The organism is Nostoc sp. (assembly GCF_036917375.1).
Classification (GTDB): domain Bacteria; phylum Cyanobacteriota; class Cyanobacteriia; order Cyanobacteriales; family Nostocaceae; genus Nostoc.
Window position 1 is genome coordinate 66,339 of record NZ_JBALDN010000085.1, and the last position, 21,795, is coordinate 88,133.

At 39.8% G+C, this 21,795-nt stretch carries 11 protein-coding genes and 1 pseudogene; 7 read left to right on the plus strand and 5 right to left on the minus strand.

What is annotated here, in order from left to right; all coding sequences use genetic code 11:
* Positions 1-72 precede the first annotated feature (72 nt).
* The 5 genes and pseudogenes from V7K45_RS22125 (at position 73) to V7K45_RS22145 (ending at position 10,841) form a co-directional block, all read left to right on the plus strand.
* Positions 73-2,907: an ATP-binding protein gene (locus V7K45_RS22125; RefSeq protein ID WP_335007141.1), complete on the plus strand. Its 2,835-nt coding sequence runs from the start codon at positions 73-75 to the stop codon at positions 2,905-2,907.
* Positions 2,908-3,387: 480 nt separating this feature from the next.
* A pseudogene (locus V7K45_RS22130) lies at positions 3,388-4,905 on the plus strand (leucine-rich repeat domain-containing protein); the annotation flags it as partial.
* 227 nt (positions 4,906-5,132) lie between these two features.
* Complete coding sequence (locus V7K45_RS22135) at positions 5,133-6,842, plus strand: COR domain-containing protein (RefSeq protein WP_335007142.1); 1,710 nt, start codon at positions 5,133-5,135, stop codon at positions 6,840-6,842.
* Between the two features lie 306 nt (positions 6,843-7,148).
* The gene (locus V7K45_RS22140; protein ID WP_335007143.1) at positions 7,149-9,242 is read left to right on the plus strand and encodes a hydantoinase/oxoprolinase family protein; all 2,094 of its coding nucleotides are present in this window, start codon (positions 7,149-7,151) and stop codon (positions 9,240-9,242) included.
* 33 nt (positions 9,243-9,275) lie between these two features.
* Entirely contained in the window at positions 9,276-10,841 is a 1,566-nt protein-coding gene (locus tag V7K45_RS22145; protein WP_335007144.1) for a hydantoinase B/oxoprolinase family protein, read from the plus strand.
* 59 nt (positions 10,842-10,900) lie between these two features.
* Here V7K45_RS22145 and V7K45_RS22150 read toward each other — a convergent pair whose 3' ends face one another.
* Both V7K45_RS22150 and V7K45_RS22155 read right to left on the minus strand, forming a co-directional pair.
* Entirely contained in the window at positions 10,901-11,722 is an 822-nt protein-coding gene (locus V7K45_RS22150; protein WP_335007145.1) for an alpha/beta fold hydrolase, read from the minus strand.
* A gap of 55 nt (positions 11,723-11,777) precedes the next feature.
* Positions 11,778-12,170 (minus strand): carboxymuconolactone decarboxylase family protein, encoded by a 393-nt coding sequence (locus V7K45_RS22155; protein ID WP_094350326.1) that lies wholly within the window; start codon positions 12,168-12,170, stop codon positions 11,778-11,780.
* Positions 12,171-12,393: 223 nt separating this feature from the next.
* On the opposite strand from V7K45_RS22155, the gene V7K45_RS22160 reads away from it, so the two are divergent.
* On the plus strand, positions 12,394-12,810 hold the full coding sequence (locus tag V7K45_RS22160) for a (2Fe-2S) ferredoxin domain-containing protein (protein WP_335007146.1): 417 nt from the start codon (positions 12,394-12,396) through the stop codon (positions 12,808-12,810).
* 147 nt (positions 12,811-12,957) lie between these two features.
* Here the strand turns inward: V7K45_RS22160 and V7K45_RS22165 are convergent, their stop codons facing one another.
* From V7K45_RS22165 to V7K45_RS22175, 3 genes are all read right to left on the minus strand, one after another.
* The gene (locus V7K45_RS22165; protein WP_335007147.1) at positions 12,958-13,620 is read right to left on the minus strand and encodes a nuclear transport factor 2 family protein; all 663 of its coding nucleotides are present in this window, start codon (positions 13,618-13,620) and stop codon (positions 12,958-12,960) included.
* 434 nt (positions 13,621-14,054) lie between these two features.
* Positions 14,055-19,478, minus strand: coding sequence for a trifunctional serine/threonine-protein kinase/ATP-binding protein/sensor histidine kinase (locus V7K45_RS22170; RefSeq protein ID WP_335007148.1), 5,424 nt, complete (start codon positions 19,476-19,478; stop codon positions 14,055-14,057).
* Positions 19,479-19,662: 184 nt separating this feature from the next.
* Positions 19,663-20,199, minus strand: a complete 537-nt coding sequence (locus V7K45_RS22175) for a nucleotidyltransferase family protein (protein WP_335007149.1) — start codon at positions 20,197-20,199, stop codon at positions 19,663-19,665.
* A gap of 194 nt (positions 20,200-20,393) precedes the next feature.
* Here V7K45_RS22175 and V7K45_RS22180 point away from each other — a divergent pair, with 194 nt between their 5' ends.
* Complete coding sequence (locus V7K45_RS22180) at positions 20,394-21,662, plus strand: plasmid pRiA4b ORF-3 family protein (RefSeq protein ID WP_335007150.1); 1,269 nt, start codon at positions 20,394-20,396, stop codon at positions 21,660-21,662.
* Positions 21,663-21,795 lie beyond the last annotated feature (133 nt).

Sequence of the window (21,795 nt, forward strand, 5' to 3'; positions counted from 1 at the left end):
TTCTGAATATTTAAGAGATGGGAACTCTAGCTAATAAGCTTAATTACAGTATCCCACTTAACACTGCCAATCATGTCCCATTCTGCTCATTCCACATTGGGCCAATCTTCTTCCCCTCGCTTAACTAGAAGCTTGAGTGCTGTTGAAAGTTGGGGCTTTGGTTTGACAGCTCATATTTCTTGGACAGCATTGGTTCCAGCGATTCATGCTGCTCTTGGTTCTCAAGCTATTTTTGTCTGGATACCTGCGGTGATTTTCGGAATGCTGCTCAACTATCAGGTAAAAAGCTTAGGTATGCATTTCATCAATGTAGCTGGAGGAACACCCAACTATGCTACCAAGCTACTGCAAAACTACCCAGGGCTAGCTCGCTATGCAGCAATTGGATACCTCCTCAACTGGGTTTCTTACCTGTCAGTGAATACAATCGTACTCAGAGATTTAATTAAAGTAAATTTGGAGGCGCTAGGTATTGTCTGTCCAGACATATTTCTGGATATTAGCTTTACACTGTTGCCTTTTATTGTGGCGTTTAGTGGGACTCGCGCCCTGAGTATTTTACATTTGTTTTTTGTTATTCCAGCCTTTGGATTGCTAATGACCTTCTGTATCCAAGGTCTTGGCTGGTTAGCGTTTTCTCCCGTTAGTCCTGGGTTTTTTCCTAGCAGTTGGTCATCTTTGAGCTTTGTAGATTGGGCAAAGTGGTTCTTTTTCGTCACTTATGCAACCTACAGTTGTGAAACGGCTTCTTCCTTTGTCGCCGATAGCCGCCACCCCACCCAGACGCTACGGTTTCTAAACGTTGCCGCCTGGATGATGCCACCCATATTTTGGGGAGGGTCTTGGGTAGTGATGCGGTTAGCAACAAATCCCAACCTTAAAGACAATGCTTTTCTGAATCTTGCAGCGGCTTCCCAGCCCTTTTGGGGAAGATTCGCTGGTGTAAGTGTTTCTTTTTTGCTAGTAGCTGCTTGTCTACTCGGTTCGGCAACGGTGGTTTCTAATTGCCCGCGAATTTTGTATCAACTGGCGTTAGATAACCACATTTCACCAGTATTTTCTGTTGTTTCACGTCGGGGTGTGTTTGTCCCAGCATTGACATTGACACTGGTATTGTGCTTAATCTATCTGATTTGGGGAGATGTGGCGCGAATCGTCGCTGTTGGTAACATCGGTTGGTTTGTCTCCTTTTTGTTACTGCATCTGGGGCTTTGGCTTGGGCGCGATCGCCCAGAAGTTTTATTTCCTCGCATATCTCTGGGCATTCTGCTGTTAGAAGTTGTGGTGCTATTGGTGGGCGGATTTGCCTGGGGTTGGCTCAACTTGCTAATTGGGCTATTATTTCCCATTGGTGTTATGGGAATAGATGCGGTAATTCGCCGTGTGAATTTCCCTGCTTTCCATCCTGATTGGTGGATGCGGCGATATCGCACGCGCCCTGTGGTAATTATCAAAGATTCAGTAATTCTTCAGGTGAGTATCCTGATTTTTTTACTGTGCAGCGCCGTGGCAGTGGGCTGGTTATTTGGCGTCAAACTTAATAAAGTGGCGACTGCGGGCGGTGAGAATATATTTGTGGTGCTACTGATGAGCGTGGCATTTGTAGGAGTAGCGATCGCTTGTTGGACAAGTTTACCGCAAGTAGTAGCGATCGCAGAAGCCAGAGAAGCTGCCGAACACCTCTTTACTGTCGCCCAAGATGGTATTTTAGTCGTAGATAATCGAGGTATTATCCAGCAAGCAAACCCAGCCACCAAATCGTTCTTTGGTGTCAACCCATCTGAGTTGCGAGGAAATCACCTGAACAAATGGCTACCTGCATTAGTCTACTATCCAGATCAGTGGACAAAGCGTAGCGAACAAATTTTAATCGGTAATGGGAAAAACAGAACTCTAGAAGTTTCGATCTCAGATAGACCCCATCGAGATTTTCAGGAATATGTCGTGATTCTCCACGACATTACCCAGCGCAAACAAGCAGAACAGATATTGCGATACTCAGAAGCACAATTGCGCCAAGAGGCCAAGCAGCTGGTATCTCAACTGGTGCATAGTGAAAAAATGTCCAGTTTGGGTCAGTTAGTAGCAGGTGTAGCGCACGAAATCAATAACCCAATCAATTTTATTTCTGGCAATGTCGGCTATGCCAATCAATATATCCAAGATTTATTAAGATTGCTGCAACTATACCAGAAAAACTATCCTAATCCAGTAAAGGAAATTCAACAAGAAACAGAAGCGATCGACTTAGATTTTTTGATTGCAGACTTGCCCAACTTGCTAAATTCTATGACAGTTGGTGCGGAACGAATCACAGAAATTGTCTTATCTCTGCGAAACTTTTCCCGGCTAGATGACGCAGAGATGAAAGCTGTGAATATCCATGAGGGTATAGATAATACGTTGATGATTCTGGAACATCGTCTCAAACCTAAATCTAACAATCAAACAATTGAGGTGATTAAAGAATACGGCGATCTGCCATTAGTAGAATGTTATGCTGGACAACTGAATCAAGTATTTATGAATCTTTTAGCAAATGCGATCGATGCTTTAGAAGAGGCAGTAGAAAATGGGCTTGCCGTGAGCGAAGCCGAACGGGAGTGGGAAGTAGGGGAAAAAGCGCTTTCTACTCCCCAGATACGCATTCAGACTAAACTCACTAGCGAAAATCAGGTAGTTATTTGCATTGGCGACAATGGTATAGGCATTCCAGAAAAGGTACAAAAACAATTATTTGAACCATTTTTTACGACTAAACCAGTTAATAAAGGTACTGGGTTAGGTTTATCTATTAGTCATCAGATTATCACCCAAAAGCATCAGGGAAAATTACAATGTATTTCGGCTCCTGGAAAGGGGACAGAATTTGTAATTGTAATTCCGCTAAATCAGCCAGCTATCTAATTCTCAACATTATTTGACGTGGTTAAACTTTTAACTAAAGTGAAACAAATATAGCGTTTCTCGAATGTAAGCAATACCCTTTGACCTCTCTCCAAACCTCTCTCCTTTTAGGAGAGAGGCTTTAAGTCTTACTCCCCTTCCCTACAAGGGAAGGGGCTGGGGGTTAGGTCTGTATTTCATGCAATTGAGAAGCGCTAGAGGTATAGTTTTGCGTAAAAGCGTAGCGTTTTTAATACAAGATAATGCAAGCCGATGCATTAACAATGCAGGGTATGGCCAAATTTAATTCGCTATGAATTAATGAAATTCTGTACTAAGCTGAATCTACTTTTGACATTAGAATAAGAGTCTGGCTATTACTCCGATTTTGGTAGTGAGAGAAAGGATTTGCTCATGGCAAGAGATAAAGCTTATCAAGAAGCAGAGCAGCGCATTGAAAAGGCACGGCAAGAGGGAGCAATAAAACTCGATCTCAGCAACATGAGACTCACTGAGATACCAGAGGCGATCGCATCCTTGACTGGGTTGCAACTGCTTGACCTCCACAATAACCAACTGACTCAACTGCCAGAAGCTGTTGCATCCCTGACTGGGTTGCAACAGCTTGACCTCCACAATAACCAACTGACCGAACTGCCAGAAGCGATCGCATCTTTGACTGGGTTGCAACGGCTTTACCTCCGGAACAACCAACTGATCGAACTGCCAGAAGCGATCGCATCTCTGACTGGGTTGCAACAGCTTTACCTCCAGAACAACCAACTGACTCAACTGCCAGAAGCGATCGCATCTCTGACACAGTTGCAAGAACTTAACCTCTCCAGAAACCAATTGATCCAAGTGCCAGAAGCGATCGCATCCCTGACTCAATTACAAAAACTTAACCTTTCCTATAACGAACTGACGGCACTGCCAGAGGCGATCGCATCTCTGACACAGTTGCAAGAACTTAACCTCTCCAGAAACCAATTGACCCAACTGGCAGAAGCGATCGCATTCCTGACTCAGTTGCAAATGCTTGACCTCTTTGGCAATCAATTGACTCAACTGCCAGAGGCAATCGCATCCCTGATACAGTTACAAAATCTTGACCTCTCGTACAACCGATTGACCCAACTGCCAGAGGCGATCGCATCCCTGATACAGTTGCAAAATCTTAACCTCTCTGATAACCAACTGACCGAACTGCCAGAGGCGATCGCATCCCTGACCCAGTTGCAACAGCTTGACCTATCGTATAACAAACTGACTCAACTGCCAGAATCAACCAAAAATCTAACGAAACTAACTGTATTGTCACTTTCTGGAAATGAATTTGTCTCGTTTCCGAACGTAATTACAAGCTTGCAAAAATTGAGAGAACTTTATGTGATCGACAATAAAATTGAGCAGCTTCCTAATGAATTCGGTAATTTAACACAGTTAAAAAAACTTTGCTTAGGAGGAAAACAAATTTCCTCTAATACATTTTATAAAGACGTGACTCATGGGAATAATCTGACATCACTGCCTCACAGTTTTACTCAACTTGCTCAGTTAGTTGAACTTAATCTTGACGAAAACCCCTTGAACCCTGAACTAGCGGCGGCATACGAGCAGGGACTCGACGCTGTTATGGCTTATCTTTGGGCAAAGACAGAAGCACAGGTGATGCTGAACGAAGCCAAGCTGATCCTGATTGGCGAGGGCGAAGTGGGCAAAAGTTGTCTGTTGGGGTCATTGCGGGGTGATGAATGGGTGGACGATCGCCCCACGACTCACGGAATTGAGATTAAGCCTGTAATCGTCACTGATCCTGACAGTGGCATAGAAATCACGTTGAATGGTTGGGATTTTGGTGGTCAACGGGTTTATCGACCAACGCACCAGTTGTTTTTCAGTGCGCCAGCCGTGTATCTCGTTATTTGGAAACCACGAGAAGGCCCCCAGCAGGGCTTTGTCAAAGAGTGGATTACGCTGATCAAAAATCGAGAACCAGATGCAAAGGTATTGGTAGTTGCAACGCACGGCGGCCCCGAACAGCGACAACCGGACATTGACAGACAAGAAATTATCGATCAATTTGGCAAAGATACGGTGATCGATTTCTTCCATGTAGACAGCAAACCCAACCAGGATAAAACACACTGCACCGGGCTTGCAGAATTAAAACAAGCTATTCTATTGCTCGTGTCGCTGCATCTCTTCCCGAAATGGGGCGTTCCGTTCCAGCAAAGTGGCAACGGGTGCGGGAAACCTTACAGACAAGTGACAAAGCCTATCTCCCCTACAATGATGTCATTGCCATCTGCGCTGAACAGGGAATCGATGAGGAGCAAGCAGAACTGTTCCTTCGCATCTCCCATATACTAGGGCATTTCATTCATTATCATAACGATTCAACACTACGCAATATCGTCATCCTCAAACCCGATTGGCTGGCAAAGGCGATCAGCTTCGTGCTAGATGATAGAATGACACGTAGACGCAACGGTTTGGTGGAGTTTGAGCATCTCAGCCAGTTGTGGAGCCATCCGCCATTTGCAGGCGAAGAAGGCTACCCCTCAAAATTGCATCCAATCTTTCTGCGGCTGATGGAACGCTTTGATCTATCCTACAAAGTGGTATTCGATCCGTCAGAAACTAGCAATACCACCCTGATTGCTCAACTTGTTTCCGACACACGCCCGGAGCCATTGCCCAATTGGGGAGAGAAACCGGAAGCGGGAGACAGACAACAAGTGCAAATCTGCCGCATTGTGGATAGTCGCGGACAGTTTGCAGTAGCAGAAGGGTTATTTTATCAATTGATTGTCCGGTTGCACAAATACTCACTGGGGCGGACGAATTACGAAGACAGCATCCACTGGCAACGGGGCTTAATGCTTGACAATGACTACAACGGTCGGGCATTGCTGGAGTATGTTGGCACTGATGTAAAAATCACAGTGCGGGCAGCTTATCCTGAACGGTTCCTGTCTTATCTCACGGAAGAGATTAAATGGCTATTTAATCCCAAGAATCCTTATTCATGGAAAGGTTTGCAATGTAACGAGATGGTACCTTGTATTACACCTTGCGGTATGAATACACCTGGACACGGACTGTTTGAAGTACAAAAACTGATTGACAGTAAACGTCAGGGTATGCCGAAATTTCCCTGTATGATTTCTGGTTGTAACCAATGGCTAGACATTGATGAGTTAATGCGAAATGCACCAACCTCACAGCAAACACCTATTGAGAAAATGCTTGTTGAAGAGTTTGGAGAGATGAAGGACAAACTATATACCCTTGGCGCACAACTGCAAACAGGCTTTCAGGTGTTGGATAAGAACGATCAGCGTATCTTAAGCCAAGCAGACGAGCGGTTTGCAGAACTGATACAGATGCTTACCGATGAAGCAAAAGACGGCCCACGCCTGTTCAGTTTTAAGCCTGTCGATCCAAAATTTTTCGATCGCCCCAAATGGATTAGTGCCAAGTTTCAACTCACCCTCTGGTGCGAACACGCACGTCAGCCACTTCCAGCTTTAAATCCCAACGACAAGAAAAAGGGAGTATACGAATTAGACTTACCGCGTGAGTGGTTCACCAAGGCAGTCCCCTATCTCAGAATTTTGACCGGAACCCTGAGCCTAGTCTTACCTGTGGCAGGTTCGGCAACTAAATTTATACTGGATGACACCACCTACAAAGCCATTGAAGAACAACTCGATTTGGGACAAAAAAGCATCGAGTCTACTTTGAAGGGAAGTGATATAGCTTTGTCTGGAAAGTCCAAGAGCGATGCCTCATTCTTGGAAGGCGATGCAATCCGCGCTCAAGGCTCGATTTTGCGAGAATTACACGCCTTATTGAAAGAAAAAGATCCTAGTTTTGGTGGTCTAGTGCGGGTGCAAAACAAACGCCGTGAATTTCTTTGGGTTCATCCTCGATTTGTAGATGAATATTAATTGACAACGGATATTAGAGAATGTTTGAAAAGTGTTTGACTGTGATTTTAATTGCATTTTTACCCCCCTTAGTCCCCCCTTGTAAAGGGGGGAAACAAGAAAAATCCGGTTCCCTCTCCTTTACAAGACGTATTCTTTCGGCTGGACAAGAATTTTCAAGAATAAACAAGAAAAATCCGGTTCCCTCCCCTTTACAAGGGGAGGGTTAGGGAGGGGTAAAAAATATTTGATACATCAATCACGACTTTTCAAACATCCTCTTAGAGGTATTTTGTAATTTTTCATGATTATACAGGAAACAGAGTAATGTTGAAGGTTTTTGCTGACCGTGGTGGTACATTCACAGATATTGTTGCTGTTACTAATAATCAAGCAATTATCGATGGAGTTTCAAAACATCCCGAACGTTTTTTAATTGTCCCTCTGCCTAATCAGCAATGGATTATAGTCTACAAACTACTTTCAGAAAATCCCGAACAATATCAAGATGCAGCCATTCAAGGTATTCGAGATATCATGGGTATTGCTAGCAACGAACCCATTCCTACTGAAGCGATAGAAGTGGTAAAAATGGGGACAACAGTAGCAACAAATGCTCTGTTAGAAAGGAAAGGCGATCGCGTCGTTCTTCTCATCACCAAAGGGTTTAAAGATGTATTGCGAATTGGCTACCAAAACCGTCCTAACATCTTTGCCCGCCAGATAATTTTACCAACGATGCTTTATGAGCAGGTGATTGAGATAGATGAACGCTACGATGCTAACGGAAATGAATTAATAACAATAAATATTGAACAAGTAAAAAGTGACTTGCAAGCAGTTTACAACACAGGAATTCGAAGTTGTGCGATTGTTTTTATGCACAGCGATCGCTATCCTAAACACGAACAAGAAATAGCCCAGCTTGCCCAAGAAATCGGCTTTACTCAAATATCTGTATCCCATCAAGTTAGTCCGTTAATGAAGTTGGTTAGCCGAGGAGATACAACAGTAGTCGATGCTTATTTGACTCCGATTCTGCGTCGCTACGTTAACCAAGTAGCGAATCAGTTACCCAACGTCAAATTAATGTTCATGAAATCTGATGGCGGTTTAGTCGCAGCCGAACAATTTCAAGGAAAAGATAGTATTTTAAGCGGACCGGCTGGTGGTATTGTTGGCGCAGTTCAAACTAGTAAAAGGGCAGGCTTCGAGTTAGTTATTACCTTTGACATGGGAGGGACAAGTACAGATGTTGCCCATTTTAAAGGAGAGTATGAACGACAACTAGATTCAGAAATTGCTGGGGCGCGGATGCGAGTTCCTGTATTAGCAATTAATACCATTGCTGCTGGTGGTGGTTCAGTTCTCTTTTTTGATGGTTCTAGTTATCGTGTCGGCCCTAAATCTGCTGGTTCAAATCCTGGGCCTGCTTGTTATCGACGTGGCGGGCCATTAGCGGTTACTGATGCCAATGTGATGTTAGGTAAAATTCACCCACAATATTTTCCCTCAGTTTTCGGCATTGATGGCAATTTACCTTTAGATAAAGATATTGTTATTCAAAAATTTACCCAATTAACCCAAGACATTCAAGCTGCTACCTTAAATGATTGTACTCCCGAACAAGTAGCCGCAGGATTTATTGCGATCGCAGTGGAAAATATGGCAAATGCAATAAAAAAAATTAGTCTGCAACGCGGTTATGATGTCACAGAATATGTACTGTGTTGTTTTGGTGGTGCAGGTGGGCAAGTTGCTTGTTTAATTGCCGATACTTTGGGAATGAAAAAAATATTTTTACATCCTTATGCTGGAGTTCTCTCTGCTTACGGAATGGGATTAGCTGATGTACGAGCAATTAGAGAAGGAGGTGTTGAACAACCTTTAACTCAAGCATTAATCCCTAAATTACAGCAGTTAATGGAATATTTAGAAACTCAAGCTAGAAGTGAAATGGATGAAGCTAATGCTCAAACAGAAATAATTCAGAAAGGCAACTTAAAATATGAAGGAACTAATTCTACTTTAACTGTTAACTTTGCCGATGATGTGGTATTGATGCAGCAAGAATTTGAGGATGAACATAAATCCCGCTATGGTTTCATTCAATTAGATAAAACTTTAATTGTCGAATCCGCTTCAGTGGAAGTAATTCAGAAGATTGATACTCCAGAAGAACCCTTAATTATTCGTAATCGCCCTTTAGATGAAGCCCCCGTATCTGTTGAAATAGTAAGAATGTTTACAGCTAATAGATGGCACGATACTCCTGTTTATCGAAGGGAAGATTTACAACCAGAAGATAGTATTAATGGCCCTGCAATTATTATCGAAAAAATTAGCACAATTGTAGTTGAGCCAAACTGGGAAGCCAGATTAACTGAACGTAATCATTTAATTTTGCAACGTCTTAGATAGAGATTATTGAATTTTAACAAATACGAATTAAAAATGTACACAACATCTCAACCCGATCCTGTTCGCTTAGAAATATTTAAAAATCTCTATCAATTTATCGCTGAACAAATGGGAATTGTGTTGCAAAATACAGCCACATCAGTGAATATCAAAGAAAGGCTGGATTTTTCCTGCGCAATTTTTGACTCATCGGGATTATTAGTAGCAAATGCCCCACACATTCCCGTACATTTAGGCTCAATGAGTGAAAGTGTCCGCAGTTTAATTAACGATAAAGGCGACACCCTAAAACCGGGAAATGTTTATCTATCTAATAACCCCTATAACGGCGGAACCCACCTTCCTGATGTAACTGCAATTACCCCTGTTTTTTTAGAGAGTTGCGAAAATACTCTATTCCCAACTCCCCTATTTTTTGTTGCCTCTCGCGGACACCAAGCAGATATTGGTGGAATTACTCCTGGTTCAATGCCTCCCCACAGTACTACAGTAGAAGAAGAAGGAATTCTTTTTGATAATTTCCTCTTGGTTAAAGAGGGAAATTTTCGAGAAACCGCAGTCAGACAGCACCTTACAAATCATACTTATCCTGCTCGTAACCCCGATCAAAATATCGCTGATTTTAAAGCCCAAATTGCTGCAAATGAACGGGGAGTTCAAGAACTTTCTAAAATGGTTTCGCAATACGGGATTGAGACTGTTCAGGCTTATATGACATTTGTGCAAGCTAATGCTGAGGAGTCTGTTAGGCGTGCGATCGCAGTTCTCAAGGATGGCTCATTTACTTATAAAATGGATAATGACGCACAAATTCAAGTGAAAGTAACTATTTACCCAGAAAACCGCAGTGCTAACATCGATTTTACTGGGACTTCTCTACAACTAAATAGTAATTTTAATGCTCCTAAAGCTGTAACTCAAGCAGCAGTCTTATATGTCTTTCGTACTTTAGTTGATGATAATATTCCTCTCAATGCTGGGTGTCTTAATCCTTTAGAAATTATTATTCCAGTTGGCTGTATGCTCAACCCAATTTATCCAGCCGCAGTAGTTGCGGGTAATGTAGAGACTTCTCAAACTATTGTTGATGCTTTATATGGTGCTTTGGGTGTTATGGCTGCTTCTCAAGGAACAATGAATAATTTTACTTTTGGTAATGAGCAATATCAATATTATGAAACTATCTGCGGCGGCTCTGGCGCAGGGATTAATTTTGATGGCACTGATGGTGTACATTCTCACATGACTAACTCCCGCTTGACCGATCCAGAAGTTCTAGAAACCCGTTATCCCGTACTTTTAGAAAGCTTTAGTCTTCGTCCCGATAGCGGTGGTAAAGGAAAATATGCGGGTGGTAATGGAGTTGTCCGTCGCATTCGATTTCTTGAACCGATGACAGCTAATATTCTCTCTGGTCATCGCCTTGTTCCTCCCTTTGGATTAAATGGCGGGGAAGCAGGAAAAGTAGGACGCAACTGGATACAACGTCAGAATGGAATTGAAGAGAATTTAGACAGCACAGCAACAGTAGAAATGCAAACTGGAGATGTTTTTGTAATAGAAACTCCTGGCGGTGGTGGATTTGGTAAAATTTCTTAGTGTAGTATTATTTGAGATTCTCGAAATAGGGTTTTAGGAAGTAATCTAAAATCCAAAATCTAAAATCCAAAATTGCTATAAGCTGGCTTAAACTTCCCCAGAAAATTGAGCATAGCTGCAACCACAGCATCCGGCGACTCAATCAAGAAGCCGTGACCACCACGTTCGATGACTACAAGTTCAGCATTGGGAATACCTTGAGCAAGTTGTTGGGAAAACTTTAGCGGAGTGAGAATATCTTGTTTACCAACCATAACTAAGGTAGGACAATGAATCTCTTGGAGGCGGTCTATTGTGTTACTACTAAGGATGGCTTGGCTGTGATGATAAAGTGAATGAGTCGCAGGTGGGAAAGGATATCTGATCGCAAATTCAATCAGACCTTCGATCATGTCAGGAATTGAGTAGAACGCATCTGTAAATATCCAGGGCAATATGACTTTTTCATAAAGTTTTAGGTCTACATTGCTAGGAAGTTCGCCCCAAGTCTCAATGATGCTGTTGAATAATGCATCACCTTTTGCCAAAGATGAGAGTAGCATCAGACTTTTTACCTTTTTAGGGTGCGCTAACACTAGCTCTTGGGCTATCTGACTACCCATTGAATGGCCTGCTAGATGCACTCGATCGATGCCGATGCGATCGAGCAATGCTGCAACGTCACTAGCCATCTGCTTCAGACTATAGGGGTTTTCGGGAGCAGAACTTCTCCCCATACCTCGGTTATCTAAGCGAATGACTTGATACTGCGAAACCAGCGATGGCATAATTAGCGACCAATAAGCATGATCGCAAAGAAAGCCAGCTATTAATAGCAAAGGCTCACCCGTTCCCTTAATATCGTAGAACAAATCAATCCCGTTAATCTGAACCTTGGGCATAGTAAATAATTCTGCTAAACCTTATTTTTAAGCAGGGATAGACAAGGCTCAACTCCTACGTCTTGAATTTTTCGTCCACCGGAATCTGATAGCCATTGGCGAGGCGATTGGTCATATTGGCAGTAGCTGCGATCGCCATTAGTTCCCCGAACATAGTATCATTCATACCCTTGGCACGCGCTGCCGCTGTGTGCGAGGCGATGCAATACTCACAGCCATTTGTCGCACTCACAGCAATATAAATCAGTTCGCGCATCAGTGGATCGATCTCACCAGGGCTAACCATCACTTCCTTTAACGCTTGCCACGTTCGTTGCAGAGTGGGAGGATGGTTGGCTATGGCTTTCCAAAAGTTATTGATATAGTCATTCTGACGTGTAACGCGGATGTCGTCATACACTGCACGTACTTCGTCGCTGGCTTCTTCGTATTCAATCAGCTTAGTCATGTTTTAATTCCATATAGTTTCCCCAGCGAGTGGGAACCCCTAGATTGTAATACTGAGTTGCAATTTAAAGATAGTAATATCATGTCCTCTTGGCATCCATAGGTGAAAATTTTATATCATCTACAAACGACTTGGCATAGACTAGCATTTCTTGGGCGTTCTAGTAGAACAGACTAAACAGGAAATTTACACTATCTTGTCAGAGAAATAGGTGGGGTAGTCCATGAAAAAATTCCTACAGCGTATTAAAGCATTACTCAAACGTATCCTCAAGAGGTCTGCATCCAATTCTCAGCAACCATCGCCCCTAAGAAATACTCGATTAGAAACTTCTATTCCAACCGTTTCTCCGCGATGGGAATCTGGTTTGGTGCTTGTGTGTTCGCAATGTGCAAACGAGCGGTTAGGATCAACGGCTTCCGAAGATTTAGAGAATTGGTTGAAATCTCGTTTAAAGTTTGAGGGATTATGGGGTGATTTTCGGGTGGTTAGCACCAGTTGTTTAGGAGTTTGTCCCCGGATGGGTATTACTGTAGTGATTGTCGGTAATGGAAGTCACGGAAATAGTCCATGCTTAATTGTAAATCCTCGAAGCGATCGCGAACTTCTCTATTCATATATCAAGCAGAATAAAGACTGACTGCAAAGGTTGTTTATCTTGCACTATATTTTACTCAAGTGGCAAATAAAAAAGGGGGTGAATGTTTTAATTCACCCCTTTTTCAGGTCATCAGGGAGGTAAAGAATACTTATCCAACCCGTATTAATGTTATTCCAATCTCAAGAATTATTCTTTTAAACGAGGTATATTTGGTCTGACAAAGGTAGCTGAGGAATTAGCACTTCTGGCATTAGTGCTTGAAGAAGCAGTAGTTGGCGAACTGAGATTCAAGAAATCGATGAGTTTAAGGGTACGATTACGAATTTTCCAACGCCCATTTCTGTTAACAACTTGATCTTCATAAGTGCCATTAGCAACATCAATGCTGGTTTCCGAGCGTTTGTGAGTCGCATGGAGGTAAGAAGTCATCGTAGCTTGATTATTTTGAACTGAAATGTTTATTGTACCCATCAAGTGTTGAGTAGCTGTATAACCATTTCCTTGAAATACTGAATAGACAAAATCTGCCCAAGAATCTGTCCCATAATTTGTTTGAGTTGCCCCATCAGGAAAAATTGCAGTGAGGACTGAATCTTGAGTAAAACAATCCCGATAAATATTCTTTCCTTCTTGGAGATTTCCTCTACCAATAGCGTCAGTTCCCAGGGCGTAACAGGATGTTAATTTTTGAATTTCTAATTCTGCATTAGGTTGAGTTGCACTTGCTACTTCAAACTTACCTCCAACAAATAGCACAAGAGTGACTGCAAGCACAATCAAAGTTATACGATTTAACAGGAACGAAATAGCTTTTGAAACTATTCCCCCATTTTCTCTTCTTTTTTCCACAAGATGACTCCCTTAATTATTTACGATTTTTGCATCTTGTACTTTACTACAAACTAAAGTTTGAGCTAATAACTTTAGCCCATAAAAATTGGCTTATATGCTTGTAGTTTCACTAGGAATTACGTTTTATATCCGCTAGAAAATCTCTTTTCTAGTAAATGATAAAGCTAGTAGATACAAGATTCGATGTATACAATTAGTTATAACAGTTAATTAATAAGTTACAAGTGTTAATTGCGACCAAGTTTGTGTTGATTTGATTAAGTAATAAAGTTACTACTTACATAGTTTGATTAACAGCAAAATAAATTTTATTTTACCAATTTTCAGAAATCAAATAGAATTACTATAGCAGTCCTGGAGGATTGGTGATAAAATACTCAACTTCTTTGATAAGTCGGGAATCTGCCGCTAAAACTATCACAAATTCCTTATTATCCCAAAATTGGAATAGAAACTATAAATTGTGTTCCTTCTCCTAAGGCAGATTCACAAATCAAATTTCCACCATGATTTTCAACTACAATTTGCCGACTAATAGATAATCCTAATCCCGTACCTTTTCCTACGCATTTGGTAGTAAACAAATTTTCAAAAATGCATTTTTTAACTGCTTCAGGCATTCCTTTGGCATTATCTTGAATCTTGATTACCACCTTTTCTTTATCTACTTCTAGATAAGTCTCAATAGTAATAATATTAGGATACTTTTCTTGAATTTCTAAAAAATCACGACCGATATTTGCTTCTTCTAAAGCATCAATTGCATTTGCAATAATATTCATAAACACTTGATTCAATTGTCCCAAATAGCATTTTACGGATGGGATATCTGCATAATTCTTAATAATTTTAATTGCTGGACGATTACGATCGGCTTTCAGACGATGTTGTAAAATCATCAAAGTACTATCAATACCTTCATGGATATTAGCTGATACCTTTGAGGTAGTATCAGCACGGGAAAAAGTACGGAGAGATGTACTAATATTACGAATGCGCTGTGTCCCTACTGTCATCCCATCAATCATTTTTGGTAAATCTTTTAGCAAGAAATCTATATCTATCTCTTCGGCTTTTTCTTCAATTTCGGCGCCAGGATTGGGGAATTTTTCTCGGTACAGTTGCAGATAGTCTATTAAATCTTTAACAATATCTTTTGCTTGGGCGATACTACCTGTGATAAAACCAATAGGGTTATTTATTTCGTGTGCTACACCTGCAACTAAATTTCCTAGAGAAGACATTTTTTCACTTTGGATAAGTTGTAGTTGTGCCTCTTGCAAATCTTTTATCGATTGTTCTAATTCCTTAGATTTGTCTTGCGCCCTTGCGTACAAGCTGGCATTTTCTATGGCAATAGCCATTTGAGAAACTAAGACTTTTAATACCTCTACCCTTTCTGGAACAAAAGCCCCTGATGATAACTGGTTTTCTAAATAAATAATACCAGTAAGCTGTGATTGGTACATAATTGGCAAACAAAAAATTGATTTTGTTTGAGATTTCTGAATATAGATATCAAAATTAAAAGGCTCCGTAATTACTGCATCATTTAATACAATATATTGCTGAGTTCTGAGAACATAATTAATTACAGACAGCGGTAAATCTTGATAGGTTTCAACAGGAATAGAATTTAAAACCGTCACTACATCGTCAGTAGCATTTCCAGAAGCTTCAATATACAGGTGATTATCTTTAAGTAGGAGGAGTGCTGCTTTTTGTGCGGCAGCATTTTCTAGTAAAATTTGGATCAGCTTACCCAATAAATTTTCTAAAACAATTTCATTAGTAATCGCTTGTGAAAACTTGATAAATGCATTAAAATCTAGAAAATCGCTCAAGCTGCTATTGGTAGTAGTGTTAGTAGTAATATGAGTTGTATCAATTTTTGAAATAGTGTTTTCTATGGTAGTAGTTTGTCCTACTAGAAAAACATATTTTGATTCTAAGTGTTTAACTTTAGCGATCGCACCCCAACGAATATAGGCATAATAGGCTTTAGTTATATAAGTTTGATGAATTAATTCTTTACCTAAAGATTGATAGAATTTTCCAGCTAACTCATAGGCTAAAGCTTCTTCTTGGAGAAAACCGTTTGCTTGAGATTTGGCAATCGAGTTTTCATAATAGTCCATTGCTTCTAGCTTTTGACCCAAAACCTGATACCGTTCTGCCTCGACGAGATAAAATCTGTGTAAGTGATTTGTAGGAGCATGAGTAGCCCAGAGTTCCATCTTTTGCTGATTAGCTTGGACTTTTTCTAGAATAGCTTGCTTCTCAGACTCTTTAGCAGTATGATAGATTGCCAAGTGAGCTAAAGAATCGTAAAAATAAAACACTGGGACAACAAACAACCCTGTAACGCCACCTAAAGATTTTTCTGCGATCGCAGCATTTTCTACAGCTTTAAAATACTCCCCAAATATGTAAGAGAGCATTAGTTTATTAACAAATAAGTGGTTAATTGTGTAAAGGTCATTTACTTGCTGATGAATTGGCAGCATACTTTGCTCGTCGTAGGCTTCTCCAATTAAACAGTCCACATTTTCAAAATTTCCTTTCAAGTTCAGAACTGTTTGCAAATACACTGAGTTCCAAGTGAAAGCTACTTGTTGCTTGATTTTTTTCAGCGAATCACAATAAGCTATCAGTTCTTTTTCTAAAACCCAAAGTTCCTTACCCAGCCAAAATGAATGATAGGGATAAATGTAACCACAATAACCAGCATATTCTAAATCTCCAGTCTCCAGACCACTAGAATATCCCGACACTGATGATGTTAATGTCTCTCTAACATGCTCTTTCCAATGCATAACATGGGCACTAACAACCGTCAGAATTTTCGCCTTAAGCTCTTCAGCATTAAATTGTGATACCAGGCGAGAAGCTAATTTCCCAAATTCATAGCCAGAATCAATTTCTCCTTGAACTCCACAAAGAAGTAATCCATAAAGACTATAACCATAAGCAGATACAGCTGTATTCCCATAGCTTAAGGACAAATTGACCATTTTACAGACGATAATTGGCATCATTGCAGGAGCAGTTTGAAAAGCCGCGGGGAGAACTCCCATTAAGATTCTCATAGCTGCAATCTTGTTAGAATCGGTCATTAATGGTAAGTTAATTAAATCTGCAATGCCTTTCCCTTTCAAAGAAACAACAATTTCATCCATCCCCTGTTGAATATCAGTTGATGTCGGTTCTTCTGGAAAATTTATTCCTAACAATTGCAGAATTGATACTGCTATTTGAATAGCTTCTAATTGTTTGCTTTGAATGATAGAAGCGATAATTTGTACTTCATAGACTTTCACTTTATCTAAAAGAATTTTGGCTTTTTGCTGCACCACCTCAGCCCATTTTTGCATCTGCTCAAAATCACCACCCAGATAGGCTGCTTCTGCGGCTCCTTCATATAAACCAATGGTTAAGGTATATTCTGTTTGCCAAGCGTCTATATTTAACAGTTCTATTCCATTTGTGAAATATTTAAGAGCAGCTTCGTAAGCTGTAGAAGCTTTAGCTTTTCGTCCTGCAATTAAATTTAATCGTGCCAATTCAGTTTTTTCAGATTGCTCTATCAGGTTAACAATACCTACATTCAACTGATTGACAATATCAAAAATATTAGCTTCTATTTCCTCTTTAGGTATATTTTGGAGAAGCAATTGCCCAATTCTCAGGTGAGTAGATTTCTTAAGTTCTTCTGGAATTAAAGAATATGCTGCTTGTTGTACTCTGTCATGCAAGAACTTGTAACCCACCCGTGAAGTGTCAAAATTTAAATTAACCGCTTCTTCTTGATTAAAAACTAAAGGGATGCGGTAAGCTTCACTTAAAGGCAGAATTAATCCTGCTTGCAAAGCTGAGTGTAAATCATTTGCTGTCAAAGAAGGTGATTTTTCATTGACTATCGATAAAACATCCAGACTAAATCTGTCGCCTACACAAGCCGCTAATTTTAAAACATCTTGGGTGAATTTTGGTAATTTTTCAACTCGGCTGGCAACTAATTCAACTACATTTTTATCGGTAATTCCAATTGCTTGAATATCCTCTATACTCCATTGCCATTTAGCATTATTAAAGTCAAATTTTAAAAGTTTTTCTTGATGAAGTGCCTGAAGTAGTTGTGTTATGAAAAATGGGTTCCCACCTGTTTTGTTACAAACTAACTCAGCTAGCTTAATAATTTCTTTGTTAAAGACTCCTGTTTCTTTATCCTGCTTCACCTCTATTTCTTGAAGAGTTTCGGCAACTAGTTGAGTTACATTATCTAAATTTAAAGGTTGCAATACAAGATTAGTAACAAACGTGCCACTTTTCTTAATTTCTTCTATCTTTTGGATTAAAGGATGTGCTGAACTAACTTCATTATCTCTATATGCACCAATAAATAAAAAGTATTTGCTATCAGTATCAGTTATGAGCAGTTGAATTAGATTTAAAGTAGCTGAATCTGCCCATTGTAAATCATCTAAAAATATAACTAATGGATGTTCTTTTTGAGTAAAAACTTGGATAAATTCTTTAAAAACATGATTAAAACGATTTTGTGATTCTGTTGCACCAATTTGGGCAACTTCCGGCTGTGTACCGATGATTAATTCTACTTCTGGAATTACATCAGTAATAACTTTTCCATTTGTTCCTAAAGCTGATAATATTTTACTACGCCATATTTCTATTTTTTCATTATTTTCGGTCAGCAAATACCGCATTAAATATGCAAAAGCCTGAATCAAAGAAGCATAAGGTATATTCCGTTTTAACTGATCGAATTTACCAGAAATAAAGTACCCTTGTCTGCGAGTAATCGGTTTATTAACTTCGTTGACTAGAACTGATTTGCCAATCCCAGAATAACCAGAAACTAGCATCATTTCACTAGTTCCAGATGTCACTCGCTCAAATGCAGCTAAAAGTTCATTAACTTGTTCTTCACGACCATATAATTTTTGGGGGATTAATAACTGGCTCAATATATCCAAACGACCTGGCACAAAATCAGTGATGATTCCCTTTGTTTCTAATTGCTTAAGACATGATTCTAAATCTGCCAATAATCCTGTCGCACTTTGATATCTGTCTTCCGCATTTTTTGCCATTAACTTCATCACAATTTCAGAGATAACGGCAGGAATTTGTGAATTTAATGATTGCGGGTTTCTCGCTTTAATTGCAATGTGACTATAAACTACTTCCAGGGGGTCTTGGCTCACGAATGGTGTTTTCTCAGTGAGCATTTCATATAAAGTCACACCAAGGGAATAAAAGTCAGTACGATAATCAAGAATGCGATTCATTCTCCCAGTTTGTTCAGGAGACATATAGGCAAGTGTGCCTTCAACGCAGTTAGGGTTATTAAATTGGGGATTTTCTTTATTGAGACGGGAGGCTATACCAAAGTCAGCGAGTTTAACAATACCTGTCTGGGAGTTAATTATTATATTGTTAGGTTTGATATCTTTATGAATAATCTGATTATTATGCAAATAATTTAAAGCTTTAGTCAGTTGAATAGCAATCTTTAAATGGTTAATTAAATCAAGTTTTTTTGTTTGGAGCAGTTGAGATAAAGACTGACCGCCAAAGTCTTCTAACAATAATCCCACACGGTTTTCAAAAGTTTCTAGACTGATAGCTTTAACTATATTAGGATGGTCTAAACCTTGCTGAATTTGATACTCATTTTTAAGGCGAGTAAAGGCTTCAAGGGTCGGATATTCATTTTTAAGCAGCTTGAGGATAACTCGCTGTTGCGTCTTTGGAGTTAGTGCTTGATAAATAATTGTTTGGATTCCTTCGTGGAGAGTCGAGTTAATTTGGTATCCAGTACGATTTGGCATTGATTTTTGCCTATAAAGTTATAAAATTAGCATCATCCCTGTTCTATCGTGAAAGGGGTTGTAGTTTAATTATTCCCAGTACGTAGAAAATTATTAACATTGCGCTTCGGTATCAAGGGTTGTAAATTAAAAAGCGATTATTTCCTTGTCACGGAAACTAGTGGCTAAAATCTGACTGTAACTTTTACGCCAACCGCAGATAAGGACACTTCTGTAAAAATCCAGATGCCTTATTATAGGCATCCAAATTATGAGTATGCGTTGGCGTAGGTCGAATAATGCCAGCAAATAGGTCATCCAACCCGTAAGGTGTAAAAAATTGCCATTGTCTTTGGGTATCTAGTCGAACTCCTACAGCGGTAGCGGTGTGTAGCCAATCTGTGATGCCATCCTCTGTACTAGTATAAGGTCTACTACCAAGCCGCCAGCGAGCAAAACTGGCTTGATTTTTGACATCAAACTCGTCATCAGGAAATTGTTCTGTGAGAGTCGCTTTTGCTGCTAGTTCCTGAGAACGGTTCCCTTCTATATCAAAGAATGCAATATCAAAATCTTTAATACCTAACCCACAGTCATTGCCAAAAATTGAAGACCAAACGGTGTTTCGGACTGCACCCCCGGCTAACCACCAGTTAGGTAGATTTAGTTGAGCGATCGCAGGTAATACTGTATCAATACGTGTATCAGCTAAAATCATTTGTAGGCGAGTGTTACTATTCATATCAAATTCTTGGGATTGTCAAGTAGAAGGTGAAAATATTATCATTCACATTTCATTAAACTTACGGTGTTGATAGTCCTGTTGTGACACTTTGCAGGTCAATGTTTATCAGGAGAACTTCTGTAGTCATAGTATAAATAAAACAAGTTGCACAGAAGGTTAAATTGTGAATTTAGAATTGAGAATTTTTATTTATGGAAGATTTATTTGCGCGACTAGAACGCACACTCAATCCTGAACTGCCTTCTTTAACAGAGTCACAACAAAAACTCCTCCAAGAACTCAGTATTGATGAAAATCAACCCGGTACGATTCTGCATGACTTTCAAACTCTGATAGATTTCTTGCAACCAAACGGAGTGGAAGTTAGTAGTGTTAATAACCTTCTACCGCTAAAAGTCCTATCAGAAGTTAATTCTCAGTTAAGTTACCCAATTGAAACTAAACTCAAACGCCCCGTACAGAAATCATATCCATACATTAATGGACTATATCTGTTATTACGCAGTTCTGGAATAGCCCAAATTAAATCCCAAGGGAAGAAGCAGATTTTAGCTTTAGACGCCGCAACTTTGCAATCATGGTCAAGCCTCAATTTAACAGAACGCTATTTCAACTTATTAGAAGCTTGGTTGATTTGGGGAAATAATGAAGTTTTGAGCGAACATCAAGATTCATTAGGGAATTTATTTAGATGTATTCAACTTTGGCCTCGCATCCCAGATAAAGGTTTAAAATTCCCTAAATATGAAGACCAAAACAATATTAGTTATTACCCTAGTCTGCATAATGTTGCTCTGTTAGAGTTATTTGGATTGTTATCTATCCAACATGGAAAACCACAAGAAGGTAAGGGGTGGCGCATTACTAGTTTACAACGCTTACCCTTTGGTGATGCTCTGTTACAATTACTTTTTCCATTGGGTATACGAGGAGAATTACAGGATGATGTAAATGTGATTTTTGGAAAATTGCAGTCACATTTCCAACCATTCTTTCCAGAATGGGAGCATAATTTAATTGTTCCCAAACAAGGCTTTACTGATGGTATTTATATTTTCAAAGTATCCCTTTTTAAGGCTTGGCGACGCATTGCCATACCAGCAAAAAAACCATTAAGCTGGCTAGCAGAGATAATTCTCGATGCTTTTGACTTTGATTACGATCACCTATACGAGTTTAGTTATAAAGACCATTTTGGGCGCATCATAAAAATTGGTCATGCCTACATGGAAACACCCCCATTTGCCGACCAAGTGCAGATTGGTGATTTATCTCTAGAAATAGGTGGTAAAATGACCTATCTTTATGATTTTGGTGACAATTGGAAATTTGATGTGCAGTTAGAAGCAATTAATCCACCTGATAACAAAATCAAAAAACCGAAGATTTTAGAAGTTTACGGAAATGCACCTCAACAGTATTGGAGTGAGGATGATGAATCGGATGAGGATGATTGTTGACATCCTCACCGACCTCAAGGCGCGGTAATTCTGGAGTAATAAGTAATGAGTAATGAGTAATGAGTAATGAGTAAATACCCATTTTTCATCTACTCATTACTCCAAAATTATTACTTTAAAGCATTGCGTGAAA

Coding starts and splice junctions, on each gene's coding strand:
- V7K45_RS22125 (WP_335007141.1), top strand. CDS start 73: ATGTCCCATTCTGCTCATTCCACATTGGGCCAATCTTCTTCCCCTCGC.
- V7K45_RS22170 (WP_335007148.1), bottom strand. CDS start 19,478: ATGCCAAATCGTACTGGATACCAAATTAACTCGACTCTCCACGAAGGA.
- V7K45_RS22160 (WP_335007146.1), top strand. CDS start 12,394: ATGAAAAAATTCCTACAGCGTATTAAAGCATTACTCAAACGTATCCTC.
- V7K45_RS22175 (WP_335007149.1), bottom strand. CDS start 20,199: ATGAATAGTAACACTCGCCTACAAATGATTTTAGCTGATACACGTATT.
- V7K45_RS22180 (WP_335007150.1), top strand. CDS start 20,394: ATGGAAGATTTATTTGCGCGACTAGAACGCACACTCAATCCTGAACTG.
- V7K45_RS22155 (WP_094350326.1), bottom strand. CDS start 12,170: ATGACTAAGCTGATTGAATACGAAGAAGCCAGCGACGAAGTACGTGCA.
- V7K45_RS22145 (WP_335007144.1), top strand. CDS start 9,276: ATGTACACAACATCTCAACCCGATCCTGTTCGCTTAGAAATATTTAAA.
- V7K45_RS22150 (WP_335007145.1), bottom strand. CDS start 11,722: ATGCCCAAGGTTCAGATTAACGGGATTGATTTGTTCTACGATATTAAG.
- V7K45_RS22140 (WP_335007143.1), top strand. CDS start 7,149: ATGTTGAAGGTTTTTGCTGACCGTGGTGGTACATTCACAGATATTGTT.